At 60.3% G+C, this 18,597-nt stretch carries 13 protein-coding genes; 10 read left to right on the top strand and 3 right to left on the bottom strand.

Going from position 1 to position 18,597, the window contains the following annotated elements; translation table 11 throughout:
- Positions 1 to 79 precede the first annotated feature (79 nt).
- The 3 genes from repB to ASD02_RS17345 all read right to left on the bottom strand — a co-directional run bounded on the left by repB (position 80) and on the right by ASD02_RS17345 (position 4,901).
- A complete protein-coding gene (gene repB, locus ASD02_RS17335) occupies positions 80 to 1,096 on the bottom strand; it encodes a plasmid partitioning protein RepB (RefSeq protein ID WP_057207691.1) in 1,017 nt (338 codons plus the stop codon).
- 94 nt (positions 1,097 to 1,190) lie between these two features.
- On the bottom strand, positions 1,191 to 2,399 hold the full coding sequence (gene repA / locus ASD02_RS17340; RefSeq protein ID WP_057207692.1) for a plasmid partitioning protein RepA: 1,209 nt from the start codon (positions 2,397 to 2,399) through the stop codon (positions 1,191 to 1,193).
- A 1,572-nt stretch (positions 2,400 to 3,971) separates the two neighbouring features.
- On the bottom strand, positions 3,972 to 4,901 hold the full coding sequence (locus tag ASD02_RS17345) for an AraC family transcriptional regulator (RefSeq protein ID WP_057220953.1): 930 nt from the start codon (positions 4,899 to 4,901) through the stop codon (positions 3,972 to 3,974).
- Between the two features lie 191 nt (positions 4,902 to 5,092).
- On the opposite strand from ASD02_RS17345, the gene ASD02_RS17350 reads away from it, so the two are divergent.
- The 10 genes from ASD02_RS17350 (at position 5,093) to ASD02_RS17395 (ending at position 18,597) form a co-directional block, all read left to right on the top strand.
- Complete coding sequence (locus ASD02_RS17350) at positions 5,093 to 6,565, top strand: alpha-glucosidase/alpha-galactosidase (RefSeq protein WP_057220954.1); 1,473 nt, start codon at positions 5,093 to 5,095, stop codon at positions 6,563 to 6,565.
- A 136-nt stretch (positions 6,566 to 6,701) separates the two neighbouring features.
- Positions 6,702 to 8,786, top strand: a complete 2,085-nt coding sequence (locus ASD02_RS17355; RefSeq protein ID WP_057220955.1) for an ABC transporter substrate-binding protein — start codon at positions 6,702 to 6,704, stop codon at positions 8,784 to 8,786.
- A 109-nt stretch (positions 8,787 to 8,895) separates the two neighbouring features.
- Entirely contained in the window at positions 8,896 to 9,909 is a 1,014-nt protein-coding gene (locus tag ASD02_RS17360; RefSeq protein ID WP_057220956.1) for an ABC transporter permease, read from the top strand.
- Positions 9,906 to 11,033, top strand: coding sequence for an ABC transporter permease (locus ASD02_RS17365; protein ID WP_057220957.1), 1,128 nt, complete (start codon positions 9,906 to 9,908; stop codon positions 11,031 to 11,033). The genes ASD02_RS17360 and ASD02_RS17365 overlap by 4 nt, the downstream gene beginning before the upstream one ends.
- A gap of 34 nt (positions 11,034 to 11,067) precedes the next feature.
- Positions 11,068 to 12,720 (top strand): ABC transporter ATP-binding protein, encoded by a 1,653-nt coding sequence (locus tag ASD02_RS17370; protein ID WP_244494238.1) that lies wholly within the window; start codon positions 11,068 to 11,070, stop codon positions 12,718 to 12,720.
- Positions 12,721 to 12,743: 23 nt separating this feature from the next.
- Entirely contained in the window at positions 12,744 to 14,117 is a 1,374-nt protein-coding gene (locus tag ASD02_RS17375; RefSeq protein WP_057220959.1) for an alpha-glucosidase/alpha-galactosidase, read from the top strand.
- Between the two features lie 222 nt (positions 14,118 to 14,339).
- Positions 14,340 to 15,344 (top strand): LacI family DNA-binding transcriptional regulator, encoded by a 1,005-nt coding sequence (locus tag ASD02_RS17380; protein ID WP_057220960.1) that lies wholly within the window; start codon positions 14,340 to 14,342, stop codon positions 15,342 to 15,344.
- A 42-nt stretch (positions 15,345 to 15,386) separates the two neighbouring features.
- A complete protein-coding gene (locus ASD02_RS17385; RefSeq protein WP_057220961.1) occupies positions 15,387 to 16,679 on the top strand; it encodes a sugar ABC transporter substrate-binding protein in 1,293 nt (430 codons plus the stop codon).
- Positions 16,680 to 16,775: 96 nt separating this feature from the next.
- On the top strand, positions 16,776 to 17,711 hold the full coding sequence (locus ASD02_RS17390; RefSeq protein ID WP_057220962.1) for a sugar ABC transporter permease: 936 nt from the start codon (positions 16,776 to 16,778) through the stop codon (positions 17,709 to 17,711).
- The gene (locus tag ASD02_RS17395) at positions 17,704 to 18,597 is read left to right on the top strand and encodes a carbohydrate ABC transporter permease (protein ID WP_057207702.1); all 894 of its coding nucleotides are present in this window, start codon (positions 17,704 to 17,706) and stop codon (positions 18,595 to 18,597) included. The genes ASD02_RS17390 and ASD02_RS17395 overlap by 8 nt, the downstream gene beginning before the upstream one ends.

The following is an 18,597-nucleotide window of genomic DNA, read 5'->3' on the forward strand; positions in this document are numbered from 1 at the left end:
CCTTCAGAGACGGTGTTTCGGGGGCCTTTTTTCTTTTGCCGTGCTGCTCCTCTATATTTTCAGTCTTCAGGACGGCGCCCTATTCGGCGCTGCTCTGCGTTTTCTCCAGCGCCGCCTCGTAAGCTTCAAACAGCTCGGGCAATTTCGCCGTCAGATAATCTGCAAATCCGTCATGCCGATCGCGCCGGATCGACAGGCGCCATTGCTTGTCGCTCGTGGCCACTTTTCCGATCTCCGCACCCGATCCACTAGTGACAGTCTCAGGTGCAAGCCCAGCGGCTGGCCCTTTTTCGGACTTTGTCGCGGCCGCAAAGGCCAGCATAAAGCGGTCATCCGTTTCCCGTGTCGTAAAGCCGGCTTTGGTTGCAACCGCCAAGGCGCGCTTCAATGCCGGCTCGTTGCCGATCGCATCAACCAGTGACTGCCAGCGGCCTCGACCGATTTTCGGTGCCCGCCCGATGGCGTCCACAAGTTCGCGCGGCAATGCGCGTGCGACAGCGACCAGCTTGGAAACTTCAGCCCGGTCGACAGAAAGTGCCGACTGGATCAGCGCACGGGCAAAGCCGGCATCCTCCAAACGGCAAGCAAATACCGCGCGTTCGATGAAGCTCAGGTCTTCGCGGGCGGAGTTCTCCACACCTTGCGCCACGACTAGATCTTCATCGCTCAGCGAGCGCACATAGGCTTTGACGGGAATGCCGAGCGCACGAGCGGCACGAATGCGCCGATGTCCGTAAGCGCTCTGGTAGCGACCGGATAAAGAAGGATGCTCGCGGAGGAGGACGGGAATTTCCTGTCCTCTTTCCCGGATCGAAGTTATCAGTGCCTCGAAACTGGCTGGGTCCTGCTCGCTGAAGCGATCGGCTAAAGGCGAGGGATCGATCAGGGTGGGGTCGATCTCCACGGCGAGCTGGCCCGACGCGAGCTTTGCGCGAAGAACTTCATACTCCTTCTCGACGTCCGAAAAGGTGTCCTTGAGCGAGCGGACTGCGCCGGAGCTCATACGCGGCAGCGCCGGACGCTTGATGTCACCATCAACGGAGTGCTCGCTCTGGCCGGAAAACATCGAGCGAATGGACTGGGTGCGTTTGCTCAATGGAGGGACCTCCTCGTTACAGGCGAGGCGTTGTCTGTAGACAACATTCCCCGCCCAAGGGGAAAGAGTACCGGCACGGAATGGGAGCAATCACTCATCGCTGCCATACCTTCGAAATCAGGTCGATCACCTCGGTGTTGACCGCGTTGACCGATTCCATGGCTCGGTCATAAACGGACCGCCCGACGGCGCCCTTCGACAATTCGAACAGCGACTGCTTGGTGAGGCCGGCATTGGCAATGGCCGTCGACTTCCATGCCGTAGCCCTGAGGACATCGCTTCCGAAGAGGTCGCGCAACAGTCCGACGATCTCCTGCTCGGGCACGTCGCGCGGATCGTGCCTGGTCACGACGAATTTCATGAAATCGTAGTTCAGATGCGCGCCGGCATCCTCGATCACCGCGATGAGATCGGCTGTCATCAACAGGAACTGGCTCATCGATGCGACATCGACCATCTGCGGGTGGATCGTCACCAGCATGCCGGTTGCCGCATTGAGGGCGCCCATGGTCAAGAAGCCGAGTTGCGGCGGGCAGTCGATGACAACGACGTCATAGTCCGCCTCGACTTCATCGATGGCGGCAGCGACGCGGCGAAAGAACAGATCCTCGGGTCCGGATCGTTTGCCCATTGCACGCGGGGTTTCATGCTCGAACTCCATCAGCTCGAGATTGCCCGGGACGAGGTCTATGCCCTCGAAATAGGTCGATCGGATCACCGAACGCATGTTGACCCGCTCCTCATCGTAGCGGATCGCGCCGTAGAGGGTGGTGTTTTCGGCAATGTCGAATTCCGGCTGGTAACCGAACATGGCAGACAGCGACGCCTGGGGATCGAGGTCGATCGCCAGAACGCGGTAACCCTGCAGCGCCAGCCCCTGTGCGAGGTATAGCGATGACGTCGTCTTGGCTGAGCCGCCCTTGAAGTTGGCGACGCTGATGATCTGGAGCTTGTCACCTACGCGGCGGCGCGGCCAGAACTTCAAGGCTTCCTTCGGGCGTGCTTCGGCAAGATAGGCGCGAAGCTCGTTGATTTGGCGCAGTGTGTAGGAACGGCGACCAGCGGTGCCCAGTTCCGGCATCGGCCCGAGACCGTCCAAGGACAATTGCCTGAGATAACCGTCCGATACACCAACGATCTGCGCGACCTCTCCTGAGGTAAACGACCTCAGGCTCTTCATCGCCTTCGGCGGAAAAGCAATTTCACCAACGGCCCGCAGACGGTCCGAAAGCGCGGTCGCCTGGCGTGTGATACGCTCGGAAGTCGTCTCGTTTTCAACCTGGGGATTCGCGGGCTTCAACATCGGGGTCTCTTCAAAACGGTTTCTTCGCGTCTGACGCATTGTTTCCGTCTGGAAGTAGAGACACGATTCGTTGTCGGTCGACAAGCCGCTTTAGGGATAACAAGAACTTAGCAGTTGCAGCGGAAGCGGCATCCCACTGCTTTCTCCTTGACGCATTCCGTATACTTATCAGCAGCTTGGCGGCACTTTGGCGTCACCTTTCCGCCCAACAATCCCTTGCTTTTGCGGGCCCTTCACGTGGCGTTGTCAACCGTTTCTTGCACTGACTGACACGGCCAACAGGGCAAAACGGCGAAATCGCCGCTCCCGGCAGTCTACTTCCGCAGCCAAATCAATTGATTCGCACTGAGCCGGAAGAGCGTCAGCAGCTGAGTGGGACCGCGTGGTCACCCGATCTTCCACGGCGATGTGTTCTGCCGGGTGGCGGTGAACTCACCTGATCTGGCAGTTGCTTCCGCCTGCCCAATCGGTATCGTTTGAACGCGATTCGTCGCTTGGAGGATCTATGCGTCAGCAGACAAAGCCGTTTATTGTTGAGATAAAGCCGTCCCGCAAGGTGAAGGCCGATAGCCAAAAGACATCGATCTGGGGGAAACTGGATCTGAGTCCCGAACCCGATCTGCAAGCAGAGCCCGTTGGGGCAGAGGAGCTAATCCTCGAGGCTAGTCGGCCCTAGATAATCCAACACGTGTTTGCCGACTGCAGACGGGCCTGAGGTTTGCAAGCCGACTCGCCTTTCCGGGCAAAACAAGTGCGGCCACATGTCGTACTGCAGAGCGACATGGGCGCCAAGCGCACCGGGCAACCACACTGGTCAAGGCGTAGCTCGAGGCTATGTCAGTTCGAGACTTTGACCGACAAAAGCCGAAATCATAAATCGCGCACGACGCAGCTCTCCGGGCATGGCTTTAGCGCACACTTCGCTTCAGTTGATCAGCCGATCGACGTTGGCGACGCATTTCCGAAGAAGAAGACCCTCTGCGACACAGCTAGTTGATCCCTGCGCGGCTGTATCCTAGGGCTGCTTGCCAGCGGCCGTCCGGTTGGCATTAAGCGCGATCAAGGGAGTGTCAGGTGGGAGGAGCCATCGTCGGACACGAATGGCAACCGGTTTCTGCGCTGACCGGTCGCGCCGATTGATCGGGCCGGCCAAAAATTTTGGCAAAAAAAATGGGCCTGCGGAAAACCGCGGCCCATGAAGTGTGAAGGTCATAAAACCTCCAGAGGGGAACAGCTGCTGCGGCGGCACTGGGAGGAGAAGCCGCCATGTGCATCAGCTGTGAGCGTTATGATCGTTTTTTGATCATTTGGAAAACATTTTTTGTGCAATGCAGCTATGCGTATGCTGCGTTGCTTGTCCGCTCCAGGACAGGCAAACGATTGGTGCGAAGCGATCCCCTGGCTGACCGGCACTTAAAAGCTCCAAGCGTTAAGCAGCGCATTGAACGCGCAGAACCGGTGCAGAGAGCTCAAGGAAGATTGTCAGTTCGGCAATTTCGCATCGCTGGATGGGGCGGGCCATTGGCCTAGAAGGCGAGATTGTGACGTAAAGCACGCTGGCCGCAACGTTGGCTATTCGTTTTCCCCACGAGAGTGATTGACCGCTTCCTGGCTTTTCGCCGCGACACTCGAATACATCCCGGTCGTACGGAACTCGGTGGGACTCGCACCAAAATAGCGTCGAAACACTTTGGCGAAATAGTTCGGGTCTTCGAAGCCGGACATGATCGACACTTCCTTGACCGAGAGATGTGCCGCCTTTGTCAAAAGTTTCGTTGCCCGCTGCAATCGCTTGCGCAGCACGAACTCCGCGGGCGGCATGCCTTCGCTGGCGGCAAACACGCGCGAGAAGTGCGCGCGGCTGAGCCCAGACACTTCGGCAAGCGTCTCGACGGGAAGGGGATGCGCAAGGTTCGCCATGATATGTTGAATGACATGCTGCATTGTCCGGTATTCCTGGCTGAATACGGGATGGGCGCCGAAGACGTCGTCATAGAGTGCCATTGCGGCCTCGTAGGCGATTGCCGATGCGCTGCCCGGCGCTTCGCCGCCGCCTGAAATCAGCCGCAAACTGCAGTCTGCCAGATGCTCGATTGTCTCGGGCTTCAGGTTCAGGATTGGGCCGGTTGTCGAAAGAATGGCCTTGTGGATGCGCAGTGCCTCTTCGCCGTTCATCGATATCCAGAAGAACTCCCACCGACCATTCTGCTCGAGCCAGTAGCGATGGTTGTGCGGCACCAGCAAGAGAAGCGTTTCGCCCTCGCGCACACGGTGATTGCGCGCTTCGTAGCGCAGGTTTCCCGCGCCTGAGATCGTATACTGCAGCACGGTAAACGGTGTCTGTCCCCGCTTGCGACCATCCCAATCGTAACTTCCGTCCGTGCGGATCTCATAGCCCGTGCTGGTCGGCATGGCGTGCAGGCTGTGACGCCCGCGCGGTAGCGAGACCGTCTTCATGGCAGGGCCATTCTCGATCAGCCGTTTCAGCATAGAATTACCCATGAAAGCACAATACCTCTCTGGCGACGCCAAACATTATACGCATAATGCCCCACAACAAGGCAAGACGGCCGATTTCAGGCGGCACGTGGGGAGTAAACCGGGAGGGAACCGCGCTTTGGCGCAACCTTGTCGGCGCACCAATTTTACCCAGACCGCCTTTATTCGGTTGAACGAACAGCGACGAGGACAGCATGAGTAACTTCAAGATTGCCATCATCGGCGCCGGCAGCGTTGGTTTCACCAAGAAGCTCTTTACCGATATTCTCTGCGTTCCGGAGTTCCACGATGTCGAGTTCGCGCTCACAGACGTCAGCGCGCACAACCTCGACATGATCAAGTCGATCCTCGACAAGATCGTCGAAGCCAACAACTTGCCGACCAGGGTCACAGCATCCACCGACCGCCGCGAAGCGATCTCAGGCGCGCGCTACATCATCAGCTGCGTGCGGGTCGGCGGGCTCAGTGCCTATGCCGATGATATCCGTATCCCGCTCAAATACGGCGTCGACCAGTGCGTCGGCGATACGATCTGCGCCGGCGGCATACTCTATGGCCAGCGCAACATTCCGGTCATCCTCGATTTCTGCAAGGACATCCGCGAACTGGCCGAGCCGGGCGCGAAGTTCCTCAACTATGCCAACCCGATGGCGATGAACACCTGGGCGGCGATCGAGTACGGTAAGGTCGACACGGTCGGGCTTTGCCACGGCGTCCAGCATGGCGGCGAGCAGATCGCCGAGATCCTCGGCGCCGGGGATGGCGAACTCGACTTCATCTGCTCCGGCATCAATCACCAGACGTGGTTCGTCGACATCAGGCTGCGCGGTCGCAAGATCGGCAAGGACGAACTTGTCGCCGCCTTCGAGGCTCATCCGGTCTTCTCGAAGCAGGAAAAGCTTAGGATCGACGTGCTGAAGCGCTTCGGGGTCTATTCCACCGAGAGCAACGGCCATCTCTCCGAATACCTTCCCTGGTATCGCAAGCGTCCGGATGAGATCACCCGCTGGATCGACATGTCGGACTGGATCCATGGCGAAACCGGCGGCTACCTCCGCTATTCGACGGAAACCCGCAACTGGTTCGAAACCGAGTTCCCGCAGTTCCTGGAGGATGCCCGGCGTCCGATCGATGCGACAAAGCGCTCGAACGAGCACGCCAGCCACATCCTGGAGGCTCTGGAGACGGGGCGCGTCTATCGCGGCCATTTCAACGTCAAGAATACCGGCGTCATCACCAATCTGCCTGCCGATGCGATCATCGAGTCTCCCGGCTTCGTCGATCGCTTCGGCATCAACATGGTCTCGGGCATCACGCTTCCCGAGGCCTGCGCCGCCACCTGCCTGTCCTCTATCAATGTCCAGCGTATGTCGGTGCATGCGGCCATTTCAGGCGATCTCGATCTGCTCAAGCTGGCGATGCTGCACGATCCGCTGGTTGGCGCCATCTGTACGCCAGAGGAGGTCTGGCAGATGGTCGACGAGATGGTCGTCGCACAAGCCAAATGGCTACCGCAATACGCCCACGCGATCGACGGTGCCAGAGAGCGCCTGAGCCGGGCGACCGTCAAGACCCGCGATTGGAACGGGGCGGCACGACGCCAGGTGCGCTCGGTGGACGAGATCCGCGCCGAGCGACACGAGACCAAAGCCCGCGCCGCCGGTTGACGGCCGGCGGGGCCACTGCGTGAGGAGACGCGGACCCCGCTTGCCGCCACATGCCCGCCCCCGCGGGACATTCTGAGACTTTCTAGGAGGAGGCCACCTTTCGGCGTGGCAGATACATGAGGGAGAACCACAGACCATGAACAGCCACCGACTGACAAAAATGGCGAGCCTGCTGCTTGTCGGCATCTCAAGCTTCGCGCTGCAGGCGGCCGCATCGGAGCCGACTGTCGTGCCCGAGCAGCCACCGTTTCCGGCGCAGGGCAAGATCACCTTCGTGCCACGCGACTCGATCGCCGAGTTCAAGGCGTTGCCGGAATACAAGGAGCCGACCTGGGTTACGGAAAAATACGTGAAGGCCGGCAAGCTGCCGCCGGTCGCCGAGCGCCTGCCGAAGGAGCCGATGGTGTTTAAGACCGGCAACATGCCTGACGGCGTCGGCGTCTATGGCGACACGCTGCGCCACGTGATCGGCGGCCGGCCGGAGGGCTGGAACTACAGCGCCGGCCAAAGCCAGGGCTGGGGCGGCATCGATATCGGCATGTCGGAATGTCTGACGCGCACGGCGCCGCTCTTCCAGGTGGAGGCGAAGGACGTCGAACCGCTGCCGAACCTTGCAAAGAGCTGGGACTGGTCCGCGGACGGTCACAAGCTGACCATGCATCTCGTCGAGGGCGCGAAATGGTCGGACGGCGATCCCTTCGACGCCGAGGACGTGATGTTCTACTGGGAGGACAATGTTCTCGATCCGAGCGTGACGCCCCTGAACGGCGCGACGCCTGAGACCTTCGGCGAGGGAACGACGCTGAAGCAGATCGACACGTATACGGTCGAATGGACCTTCAAGGAGGCCTTCCCGCGCCAGCACCTCTATGCCATGGCCTATGGCACCTTCTGCCCCGGCCCGTCGCATATCCTCAAGACCAAACATCCAAAATATGCTGGCACGACCTATGACCAGTACAAGAACGGCTTTCCGGCGGAATACATGAATATACCGGTGATGGGTGCGTGGGTGCCGGTCGCCTATCGGCCGGACGACATCATCGTGCTGCGCCGCAACCCCTACTATTGGAAGGTCGACGAGGCCGGCAACCAGCTGCCTTACCTCAACGAGCTTCACTACAAGCTCTCGACCTGGGCCGACCGCGACGTGCAGGCCGTCGCCGGTTCGGGCGATTTCTCAAACCTGGAACAGCCGGAAAACTTCGTCGAATCGCTGAAGCGCGCAGCCGACGAGGCAGCCCCCGCCCGGCTGGCCTTCGGTCCGCGTCTCATCGGCTACAACATGCACATGAACTTCTCGGCCAATGGCTGGGGTGAGCCAGACGAGCGGGCCCAGGCGGTGCGCGAACTCAACCGCAACGAGGATTTCCGCAAGGCGGTGACCATGGCGGTCGACCGGAAGAAGCTCGGTGAGGCTCTGGTCAAGGGGCCCTTCACGGCGATTTATCCGGGCGGCATTTCCTCCGGTACGAGCTTCTACGATCGGCAGTCGACGGTCTATTACCCCTATGACCTCGACGGTGCGAAGGCGCTGCTCGACAAAGTCGGCCTCAAGGACACCGACGGCAACGGCTTTGTCAACTTCCCGTCCGACAAGCTCGGTGGGCGCGATGTCGAGATCGTGCTGCTGGTTGGCTCAGACACAGGCACAGACAGGAATCTGGCCGAGGGCATCATCGGGCAAATGGAGAAGCTCGGCTTGCGGGTCGTGCTCAATGCGCTGGACGGCAAGCAGCGCGACGCGGCCAACTATTCCGGTCGCTTCGACTGGATGGTGCACCGCAATCAGGCGGAATTTGCTTCCGTCGTTCAAAACACCCCGCAACTCGCGGCAACCGGCCCGCGAACGAGCTGGCACCATCGCGCTCCGGAAGGCGGTGTTCCTGACCTGATGCCGTTCGAGAAGGAGCTTGTCGACATCGTCAACAAGTTCATCGCGACCAACGACAACGCCGAGCGCGCGGAACTGATGAAGCAGTATCAGAAGGTCGCCACGACCAATGTCGATACGATTGGTCTGACCGAATATCCCGGCGCGCTGATCATCAACAAGCGCTTCTCGAACATTCCGACAGGCGCGCCCATTTTGATGTTCAACTGGGCGGAAGACACAATCATCCGCGAGCGGGTCTTCGTGGCGGCCGACAAGCAGGCCGACTTCGAACTCTTCGCCGAGCAGCTTCCGGGCAAACCGGGTGAGAGCGGGCCGAGCAACTGACGAGACCTCGCCTCCTCCGGCCCGCTCTCGGGCCGGAGGAGGAACCCGCCTTCACCCGGTGCGCCGTCTAGCCGGCGCACTGCAAGCCCATCCGACAGAAGGAAACGGCATGTTCAGATTTCTGCTTGTCCGCATCGCCTCTGCCATTCCGGTGCTGCTGGTCCTAAGCGTAGCGACCTTCGCCATCATCCAGGCGCCGCCGGGAGACTATAGCGACTACATCCGCTCGCAGCTCATCAATCAGGGCGGGGCCTCCTTCGAGGAGGCCGATGCGCAGGCCCAGGCCTATCGCAAGGAGCATGGTCTCGATAAGTCGATGCCGGTCCAATACGTCACCTGGATGACCGGCATTCTGACGCGCGGCGATTTCGGCCACAGCCTCTACTACAACAAGCCCGTCGCCGATGTCGTCAGCGAGCGCTTGCCGCGCACGCTCGTGCTTGCTCTCGTCTGCCATATCCTTGCGTCGGTTATCGGCATTTCCTTCGGCATCATTGCAGCGACCCGGCAATATTCCTGGATCGACAGCCTACTTTCGACCGTCTCCTTCCTCGGCATGACGGTGCCGCGCTTCCTGATGGCGCTGATCATCGTCTATGTCCTCGTCTTCCACTTCAATGTCAGCGAAATCAACAGCTTCCACTCCGCCCGCTATGGCGGCGCGCCCTGGTCCTGGGGCAAGTTCGTCGATCTCATCAAACATGTCTGGCCGGTCGTGGCGATCGCAACCTTCGGCGGCCTCGCCTACAATATGCGCGTGATGCGCGGCAATCTGCTCGACACGCTAAATGCGCAATATGTCGAGACCGCCCGGGCGAAGGGTTTGAGCGAAGGGGCCGTGGTCATGCGCCATGCCGTGCCCAATGCCCTGCATCCGCTGATCATGTATCAGGGCGTCGTCCTGCCCTACATGTTGACCGGCGAAATCGAGACCGCAATCATCTTCGCGCTGCCGACAGTCGGTCCCGCCATCGTTGGCTCCATGTGGGTGGGAGACGTCTATGTCACCGCGACCTTCATGCTGGTGCTCTCGGCGACCTTGATCCTCGGCAACATCATCGCAGACCTCTTGCTCGCCGCTCTCGACCCGCGCGTGCGCATGGGGGGAGGAGCCCACGCATGACCGTCGAAATGCACAGCGCCATTCCCCTTACCGTCGAACCCAAGGACGAACAGCACAACGAAAGCTATTCGGCGCTCGTATGGCGTCGGTTCAAGCGCTCCTGGACCGGGATGCTCGGACTGATCCTCGTCGGTCTGCTGCTCGTCATGGCGATTTTCGCCGATTTCCTGTCACCGGTTGATCCGAAGGCGACCGGTGTCGGCTTCGCACCGCCGCAGGCAATCAACTTCAGCGATCAGGACGGCAATTTCGCCTTCCCGCCACGCAGCTATCCCCTGCGCGAGACCGAAGAGCTCGATCCCATCACCTTCCAGCCGAAGATCGGCCCGGACTATGCCAATCCGCAGGTCCTCGGCTTCTTCGTCAAGGGATCGCCTTATCGGCTCTTCGGCCTGATCCCGGCCGAGCGGCACCTTTTCGGCGCGATCGACGGTTCACCGGTGCACCTGCTTGGAACCGACAAGTTCGGCCGCGACGTGCTCTCGCGCATTCTCCATGGGTCGCGCATCTCGCTGATGATCGCCCTGATCGTCGTCTCGATCGTCACCGTCGTCGGCACGACCGTCGGCATGGCGTCGGGCTATTTCGGCGGGCGCTTCGATGCCTGGACGCAGCGTTTCGTCGAGCTGGTGTTGGCCTTCCCGCAATTGCCGCTCTATCTGGCACTGGCGTCGCTGATCCCGGTAACGGCGCCAACGAGTGTATTCCTCGCCTTCGTCATCATCGTCATGTCGGCGCTCGGCTGGGCGCAGATGTCGCGCGAGGTTCGCGGCAAGACGTTGGCGCTCGCCCGTATCGACTATGTGAGAGCCGCCATTGCCGTCGGCGCCAGCGACCGGCGCATCATCTTCCAGCACATTTTCCCGAACGTGATGAGCCATGTGATCGTCGCCGTCACCTTGTCCATCCCGCAGGTGGTGCTGCTGGAATCGTTCCTGGGCTTCCTCGGTTTTGCGGTCAAGCCGCCGCTGATTTCCTGGGGACTGATGCTGCAGGACACCGCCACCTATTCGGTCATCGGGTCCTATCCCTGGATTCTATCGCCCGTTGCCTTCGTGCTTGTCACAGTCTTCGCCTTTAATGCGCTGGGCGACGGCCTGCGCGATGCAATCGATCCCTATTGAGGAGGAGCGTCTCATGGCAGAAACAATCGACTTCATGGCCGCCGCTCCCGTCGAAAGGAAGGACCTTTCGAGCCGAGACGGCAAGCCGGTCATCGACGCGCGCAACGTCGCGGTCAACTTCAAGGTCGAACACGGCACGGTAGAGGCGGTGAAGGACGTGTCCTTCCAGCTCTATCGCGGCGAAACCATCGCCATCGTTGGCGAATCCGGTTCGGGCAAATCGGTGACGGCGCGCACCATTATGGGGCTTCTGTCGAAACGCGCGACGATCGCCTCGCTGTCCCGCATCGAATATGACGGCAAGGACGTGCTCAAGTTTTCCGCGCGCGAGCGCCGGGGTCTGCGCGGCGATCGCCTGGCGATGATTTTCCAGGAGCCGATGAGCTCGCTCAATCCCGTCTACACGGTCGGCGCGCAGATCGTCGAGGCGATCCGGGCGCATCGCAAGCTCGGCCGACGCGCGGCCACCGAGCGCGCGCTTGAATTGCTGCGCCATGTGAGGATCCCGGATCCCGAGCTCAGGCTCAACCAGTATCCGCACCAGCTTTCCGGCGGTCAGCGCCAACGGGTGATGATCGCCATGGCGCTTGCCAACGAGCCTGACGTGCTGATCGCCGACGAGCCGACGACGGCGCTCGACGTTACCGTTCAGGCGCAGATCCTCAACCTGATCCGCGACTTGCAGCGCGAGCTCGGCATGGCGGTGATCCTGATCACCCACGACCTGACCGTGGTGCGCCAGTTTTCCGACTACGTCTATGTCATGCAGCATGGCGAAGTGAAGGAGCACAACACCACCGCCGATCTGTTCGGCAATCCGCTACATCCCTACACGAAGCGGCTTTTGTCGTCGGAACCATCGGGGGCGGCCAATCCGCTGCCGGACGATGTGCCGATCATACTCGATGGACGAAACGTCCGCGTGTCCTTCATGCTGAAGAAGGGCGGCTTGTTCCGACCCCAGCTTTCCGAGCTGGTTGCCGTCGACAGTCTCAGCCTTAATCTGCGCAAGCATGAGACGCTCGGAGTGGTCGGCGAATCCGGATCGGGCAAGACGACCTTCGGACAGGCCTTGATCCGCCTGATCAACACCGATGGCGGCGAAATCTTCTTCGACGGCGTCCCGATCCACGACAAGGACCGCACCGCAATGCGGCCGTTGCGCTCGCGCATGCAGATCGTCTTCCAGGATCCCTTTGCCTCGCTCAACCCGCGCATGTCGGTGGGCCAGATCATCGAGGAGGGGCTCGTCGTCAACGGCATAGGGCGAAACCGCAAGGAACGGCTCGACCGGGTCGTGGATGCGCTGGTCGCCGCGGGCATGCCGGGCAATATCCTGTCGCGCTTCCCGCATGAATTCTCCGGCGGCCAGCGCCAGCGCATCGCCATCGCCCGCGCCGTTGCGCTCGAGCCGGAATTCATCCTGCTTGACGAACCGACCTCGGCGCTCGACCTTTCGGTCCAGGCGCAGATCATCGACCTCTTGCGCCGACTACAGGACGAGCGGGGCCTGAGCTACCTCTTCATCTCCCATGACCTCAAGGTCGTGCGCGCACTCTGCCACCGCGTCGTGGTGATGCAGAACGGCAAGATCGTCGAGGAGGGGCCGGTGCACGACATTCTTACCAATCCCAAGACCGCCTACACCGAGCGGCTCGTTCGAGCCGCCTTCGATGTGGCAGCATGATCGTCAGAAAGCAGAGGCAATCCATGACCAGACAACCCAAGATCACTTTCATCGGCGCCGGCTCGACCGTGTTCATGAAGAACATCATCGGCGACGTTCTGCAGCGTCCGGCCCTGTCGGATGCAAAGATCGCGCTGATGGACATCAATCCGCAACGGCTCGAGGAAAGCGAAGTCGTCGTACGGAAACTGATCTCAACGCTCGGCGCCAAAGCCACCATCGAGTTGCATGCCAACCAGCGCAAGGCGCTCGATGGTGCCGACTTCGTCGTCGTTGCATTCCAGATCGGCGGCTACGAGCCCTGCACGGTCACGGATTTCGAGGTGCCGAAGGAGTATGGCCTGCGTCAGACCATCGCCGACACACTTGGCGTCGGCGGCATTATGCGCGGGCTGCGCACCGTGCCGCATCTGTGGAAGATCTGCGCCGACATGACCGAGGTCTGCCCCGAGGCAATCCTCTTGCAATACGTCAACCCGATGGCGATCAACACCTGGGCGATCGCCGAGAAATATCCCCGGATCAAGCAGGTCGGCCTTTGCCACTCCGTGCAGGGCACGGCGCTGGAACTCGCCGAGGATCTGAACATTCCTTACGAGGAGATCCGCTACCGCTCGGCCGGCATCAACCATATGGCGTTCTTCCTCAAATTCGAGCACCGCCAGCCGGACGGATCCTATCGCAACCTTTATCCAGATCTCCTGCGCGGTTATCGCGAAGGCCGCTTCCCGAAGCCCAGCCATTGGAATCCGCGTTGCCCGAACAAGGTGCGTTACGAGATGCTGACGCGGCTCGGCTATTTCGTCACCGAAAGCTCGGAGCACTTCGCCGAATACACGCCCTATTTCATCAAGGAAGGCCGCGACGATCTGATCGAAAAATTCGGCATCCCGCTCGACGAATATCCCAAGCGCTGCATCGAGCAGATCGAGCGTTGGAAAGGGCAGGCGGCGGCCTATCGCTCCGCCGACAAGATCGAGGTCAAGCCGTCGAAGGAGTATGCCTCCTCAATCATGAACTCCGTCTGGACCGGCGAGCCCTCGGTGATATACGGCAACCTGCGCAACAATGGCTGCATCACCTCGTTGCCCGACAATTGCGCAGCGGAAGTGCCATGCCTGGTGGATGAAAACGGCATACAGCCGACCTTTATCGGCGATCTGCCGCCGCAGTTGACCGCACTGATCCGCACCAACATCAACGTGCAGGAACTGACGGTCGCGGCGATGTTGACGGAGAACCGCGAGCATCTCTATCATGCGGCCATGATGGATCCGCACACGGCCGCCGAGCTCGATCTCGATCAGATCTGGTCGCTCACCGACGACCTGCTTGCCGCTCACGGAAACTGGATCCCGGAATGGGCAAGAAGCGAAAGAAAGGTTCACGCCGCGTAGCTTTTTCTCCCGGTCGCGCGGCGAGGAAGCCCCGGAACCTCCCAGTTCCGGGGCTTTCCTTCGGTCGCCAGCCGGACGGGTCAGTTGCAATCAACATGCTATGCCGGTGCGGGTGATAAACCCTTTGCTACAAACCCCTACTGCAGTTGATTGGTGCCTGAGATTGACTCAATTATCGCGATCGGGTAGTTACTGGGTAACCGTTAACCCAAGGGCCTGCCCGTGACGACCTCATTGAGCGATATTGCTGAACGCGCTGGCGTTTCCATCAAGACCGTTTCGGGCGCGTTGCATGGCGGCTCGGCGCGGATGTCGGAACAAACGCGACTGCGCATCAAGGAAATCGCCGAAGAGTTGGGTTACGTCACTAACCTGGCCGCTCGTGGCATGCGACAGGGTTGGATGCCACTGATCGGTGTCGTTGCCGATGACTTGATCACCTCGCCCTTCGCCACCGAGATCATCCGCGGACTGGATGGTGCCGCCCGCGCGGCGGACATGGCGGTCTTTGCAATGACGCTCGGCGGAGGTCGCGACGTGGCCTCCGTGCTTGAAGAGGTGCGCCGCTTCCGCCCACGCGCGATTGCCTACGCCGCGATGTATCACAAGATGGTATCGCTGCCGGCGGAGTTCGCAGATACGGTCGGCGTCATGATCAATTGCCGTGAGGCCAATGGCAAAGTGACGTCCTTGGTGCCGGACGAGATCGCTGCCGCTCACGAGATCACGACCTATCTGATCGAGGCTGGCCGCCGGAACATTGCCTTTATCAACCTGCCGGGGCTTCTGGCAGGAGAGCTGCGCGAAGCCGGTTTCCGGCGTGCCCTTGACGAAGCCGGGCTTGATGCAGGTGGTGCCTGCGTCCTGCCGGCGGTCCGCCGGGCGATCTATAGCGACCGGGCGCACAGCCTCGTGCTTGCACACGTAACCGCGCTGATGGACGGACCGGAGCGCCCGGATGCGATCCTTTGCGGCAACGATCGCGTTGCCATGGAAGTCTACGCCGCATTGCGCCGGGTGGGTGCACAAATTCCAGATGACGTCGCAGTCGCAAGCTTCGACAACCAGGTGGACATTGCCACCAGGCTCGATCCCCCTTTGACGACCATGGCATTGCCGCACCGTGCCATGGGCCGCCTGGCAGCAGACATTCTGCTTGCCGAAAATAGCGCCCCCCGCGAGGTGCGCAAACTCGCGTTCCAGTTGGTGGAGCGCTCATCCGTCTGATCAAACTGAAAGACCAAACCCTGTTGAGGAGGAGTTGCAGCGATGGGTAAACGTTTACTTTCAATGTTAATGGGGTCGGTTGCCCTTATGGCCACCGCCGTGGGTGCAGAGGCGAAGACAGTCTTGCATGTCATGCACCAAGGCGACCCAGGTTGGGTTTCGACCTATGGCGAAGTCGCCAAACGCTTCGAAGCCGCCAATCCGGATGTGGATGTCGAGCTGATCTACGCACCGCACGATGCCTACAATGAAAAGTTCAGCGCAGCGGTCATGTCCAAACAACTGCCTGATGTCATGGAGCTCGATGCCCCCTTCCTCGCCAACTATGTCTGGTCCGGCTATTTGCAGCCGATCAAGCCTCTGATCGATCAGGATGTGCTCGATGACATGACCCCGTCGAACATCGCCCAGGGCACCTATCCGATCGACAAGGATCTCTATGCAATCGGCCTGACCGACTCCTCCGTCGTGCTCTACGGCAACAGGAAGTATCTGGAAGCGATCGGCGCCCGCATTCCGAAGTCCGTGGACGAAGCCTGGACACAGGAGGAGTTCGAAGGCTACCTCGAAAAACTGGCAAAGGTCGATGGCGTCAAGTGGCCGATCGACACGTTTCGCGGATACGGCATCAAAACCGAATGGATCACCTACGCCTACGGCCCGATCCTGCAGTCGGCGGGCTGCGACCTGATCAATCGTACGACCTGGAAATCGACAGGCACCCTAGATAGCGATGCGTGCGTCAAGGCCCTGACGATGATGCAGACATGGGTCAAGAACGGCTGGGTCGTGCCGCAATCGTCCGGCACCAACCAGTTCTTCGCCGAAGGCCATCCTGCAGCGCTCGCACTCGGGGGCCACTGGTTCTACGCCGAAGTTGCCGCGTCGATGAAGGACGACATCGTCGTCATGCCGTTGCCGAAGTTCGGGCCGAAGGGTGCTAGCCCCAACGGCACCTGGATCTGGGGCATCACGACGGCCTCCGAGCATCCGGACATCGCCGGCAAGTTTGTCAGCTTCATGCTGAAGGACAAGCTCTACCGGGATTATGCAATCGCCGATTCCGGCTATCCCGGTTTGAAGAGCTTCGCAGCAGCATCCCCCTTGTACAACACCGGTGGTCCGCTCGCCGTCGCATTCGAACAGGCGTCCAAGACCGCGGTCGCGCGTCCCCCGCATCCAGCCTATCCAGTCATCACATCGACCTTCATGCAGGCCGTCGACGAGATCTTCAACGGGGGCGATGCCAAGACGGCATTGTCGGCGGCCGCGGCCAAGATCGACGAGGACATCGAGGAGAACGACGGGTACCCGCCATTCGACGAGCAGCAATAGGCAACCAACGACGGGACCACGATGGCGCGGCCGCAGCCGGTCTAACGCCATCGTACCCGTCGCCGGCCTGCGCATCGATCTAAGGAGGAGGAGAATATGACATTGCAACAATCAGCCGAGCCGGCGATTGCAGCGCGTCCCGCCTGGCGCCGGGACAAGAGCCGGCTGTTTCAGGAGATGGGCATGCTTGCGCCGGCGGTGGTGCTGCTGACGATATTCCTTATCGTTCCGTTCCTGTTGTCGTTCTGGACGGCGATGACCAATCAACCGCTGGTGCCGCGGCCAACGCCGGTCCGTTTTGTTGGCTTCGGCAACTTCCTGCGCATCTTTAGGGACGATCTTTTCTGGACATCGCTCTGGAACGTCTCGCGCTTCACTTTCTGGATCCTGCCGGTGCAATGCGGCCTGGCATTTGCCACCGCACTGCTGTTGCACCAGAAGATGCCGTTTCGAAATCTTTTTCGCGGACTGTTCTTCCTGCCAGCGATCACGTCGATGGTCGTCGTCTGCGTCATCTGGGGAACGCTCTTTCAGTACCCGACCGGACCATTCAACCAGGTGATCGGTTTCCTGTCGGGCGGAGCCATCGAACCGATCGACTGGCTCGGGGACCCCAACTGGGCAATGTTCTCGATCGTGCTGCTGTCGGCCTGGCAGGCCTACGGCTTCCAGATGATTGTCTATCTCGCTGGCCTTCAGTCCATTCCGGATGAACTCTACGACGCAGCGCGGATCGACGGCGCGAACGCGCTGCAGCGCTTCTGGCATGTGACCATGCCAGGCTTGCGGCCGACCCATGTCTTCGTGCTGGTGATTACGACAATCCAGGCATTCAAGCTCTATACCCAGGTTGCCATCCTGACCCAAGGCGGTCCCAAGAGCAGCACGGAGACCGTTGTCCACTACATGGTGCGTTCCGGCTTCGAGGAGCAGAAGCTCGGTTATGCTTCGGCCGTATCGGTCATTCTCTTTCTCATCGTTCTCGTTATCGCGCTGCTTCAGCATCAACTTCTGAGGCGTTTCGATGTCTGATATCGCAATTTCCACACCACACGCTCAGGCGATGCACACCCGCTCGGCCGTTGGTTCGCTGCGCATCGTCCAGACGGCCTGCATCCTTGTTATCGCGCTCGTCATCGTCTCCCCCCTGTTCATGCTGCTGATTGCCAGCCTGAAGGACGATCGTTTCCAGATCCTGGCCGACATGGGGAGTTTCAGGGCGTTCTGGGTCTCCGATCCGACGCTCGCCAACTTTGCGGAGGTCGGCAATTTCTCAGGCGAGCTTGCCTTTGGGCGCTATCTGCTGAATTCGCTAATCATCCTCGCGCTGACGGTCGGGTCGGGCCTGATCGTCAATTCTATGGCAGGCTTTGTCCTTGCCTGGGGCTCCGTACGCGGCCGCGCAGTTATCCTTTCGCTGGTCATAGCCCTCTACGTCATTCCGCAGGAAAGCATCATCATGCCGCTCGTGATCATGGTGTCACGCGCCGGAATAACAGATACATTCGCCGTGCAGATCGTGCCCTGGATCGCTAGCCCGCTCTATATCTTCCTCTTCTACCAATTCTTTGCCCAGCTTCCGAAGGAGCTCTTCGAGGCCGCGCAGATCGACGGAGCATCGATCTTTCGCATCTACCGGTCGATTTTCCTGCCGCTCAGCCTGCCGGCACTTGCCACTGTCTCGATCCTGATGGGGATCGAGAGCTGGAACCAGTACCTTTGGCCGATCCTCGTCACCCAGACCGACTATGCGCGGCCCATAGCCGTCGCGATCGCTACGTTCTTTGGCCAGGACAGCATCTATTGGGACCGCGCTATGGCGGCATCCGTGTTGATGATGCTGCCTATCCTCGCCCTCTATCTTGCCTTCCAGCGCTGGTTCGTAAGTTCCTTCGTTGGTTCGGCCGTGAAAGGTTGA

It is taken from the genome of Ensifer sp. Root1252 (genome assembly GCF_001425885.1).
Taxonomy (GTDB): Bacteria; Pseudomonadota; Alphaproteobacteria; order Rhizobiales; family Rhizobiaceae; genus Ensifer; species Ensifer canadensis.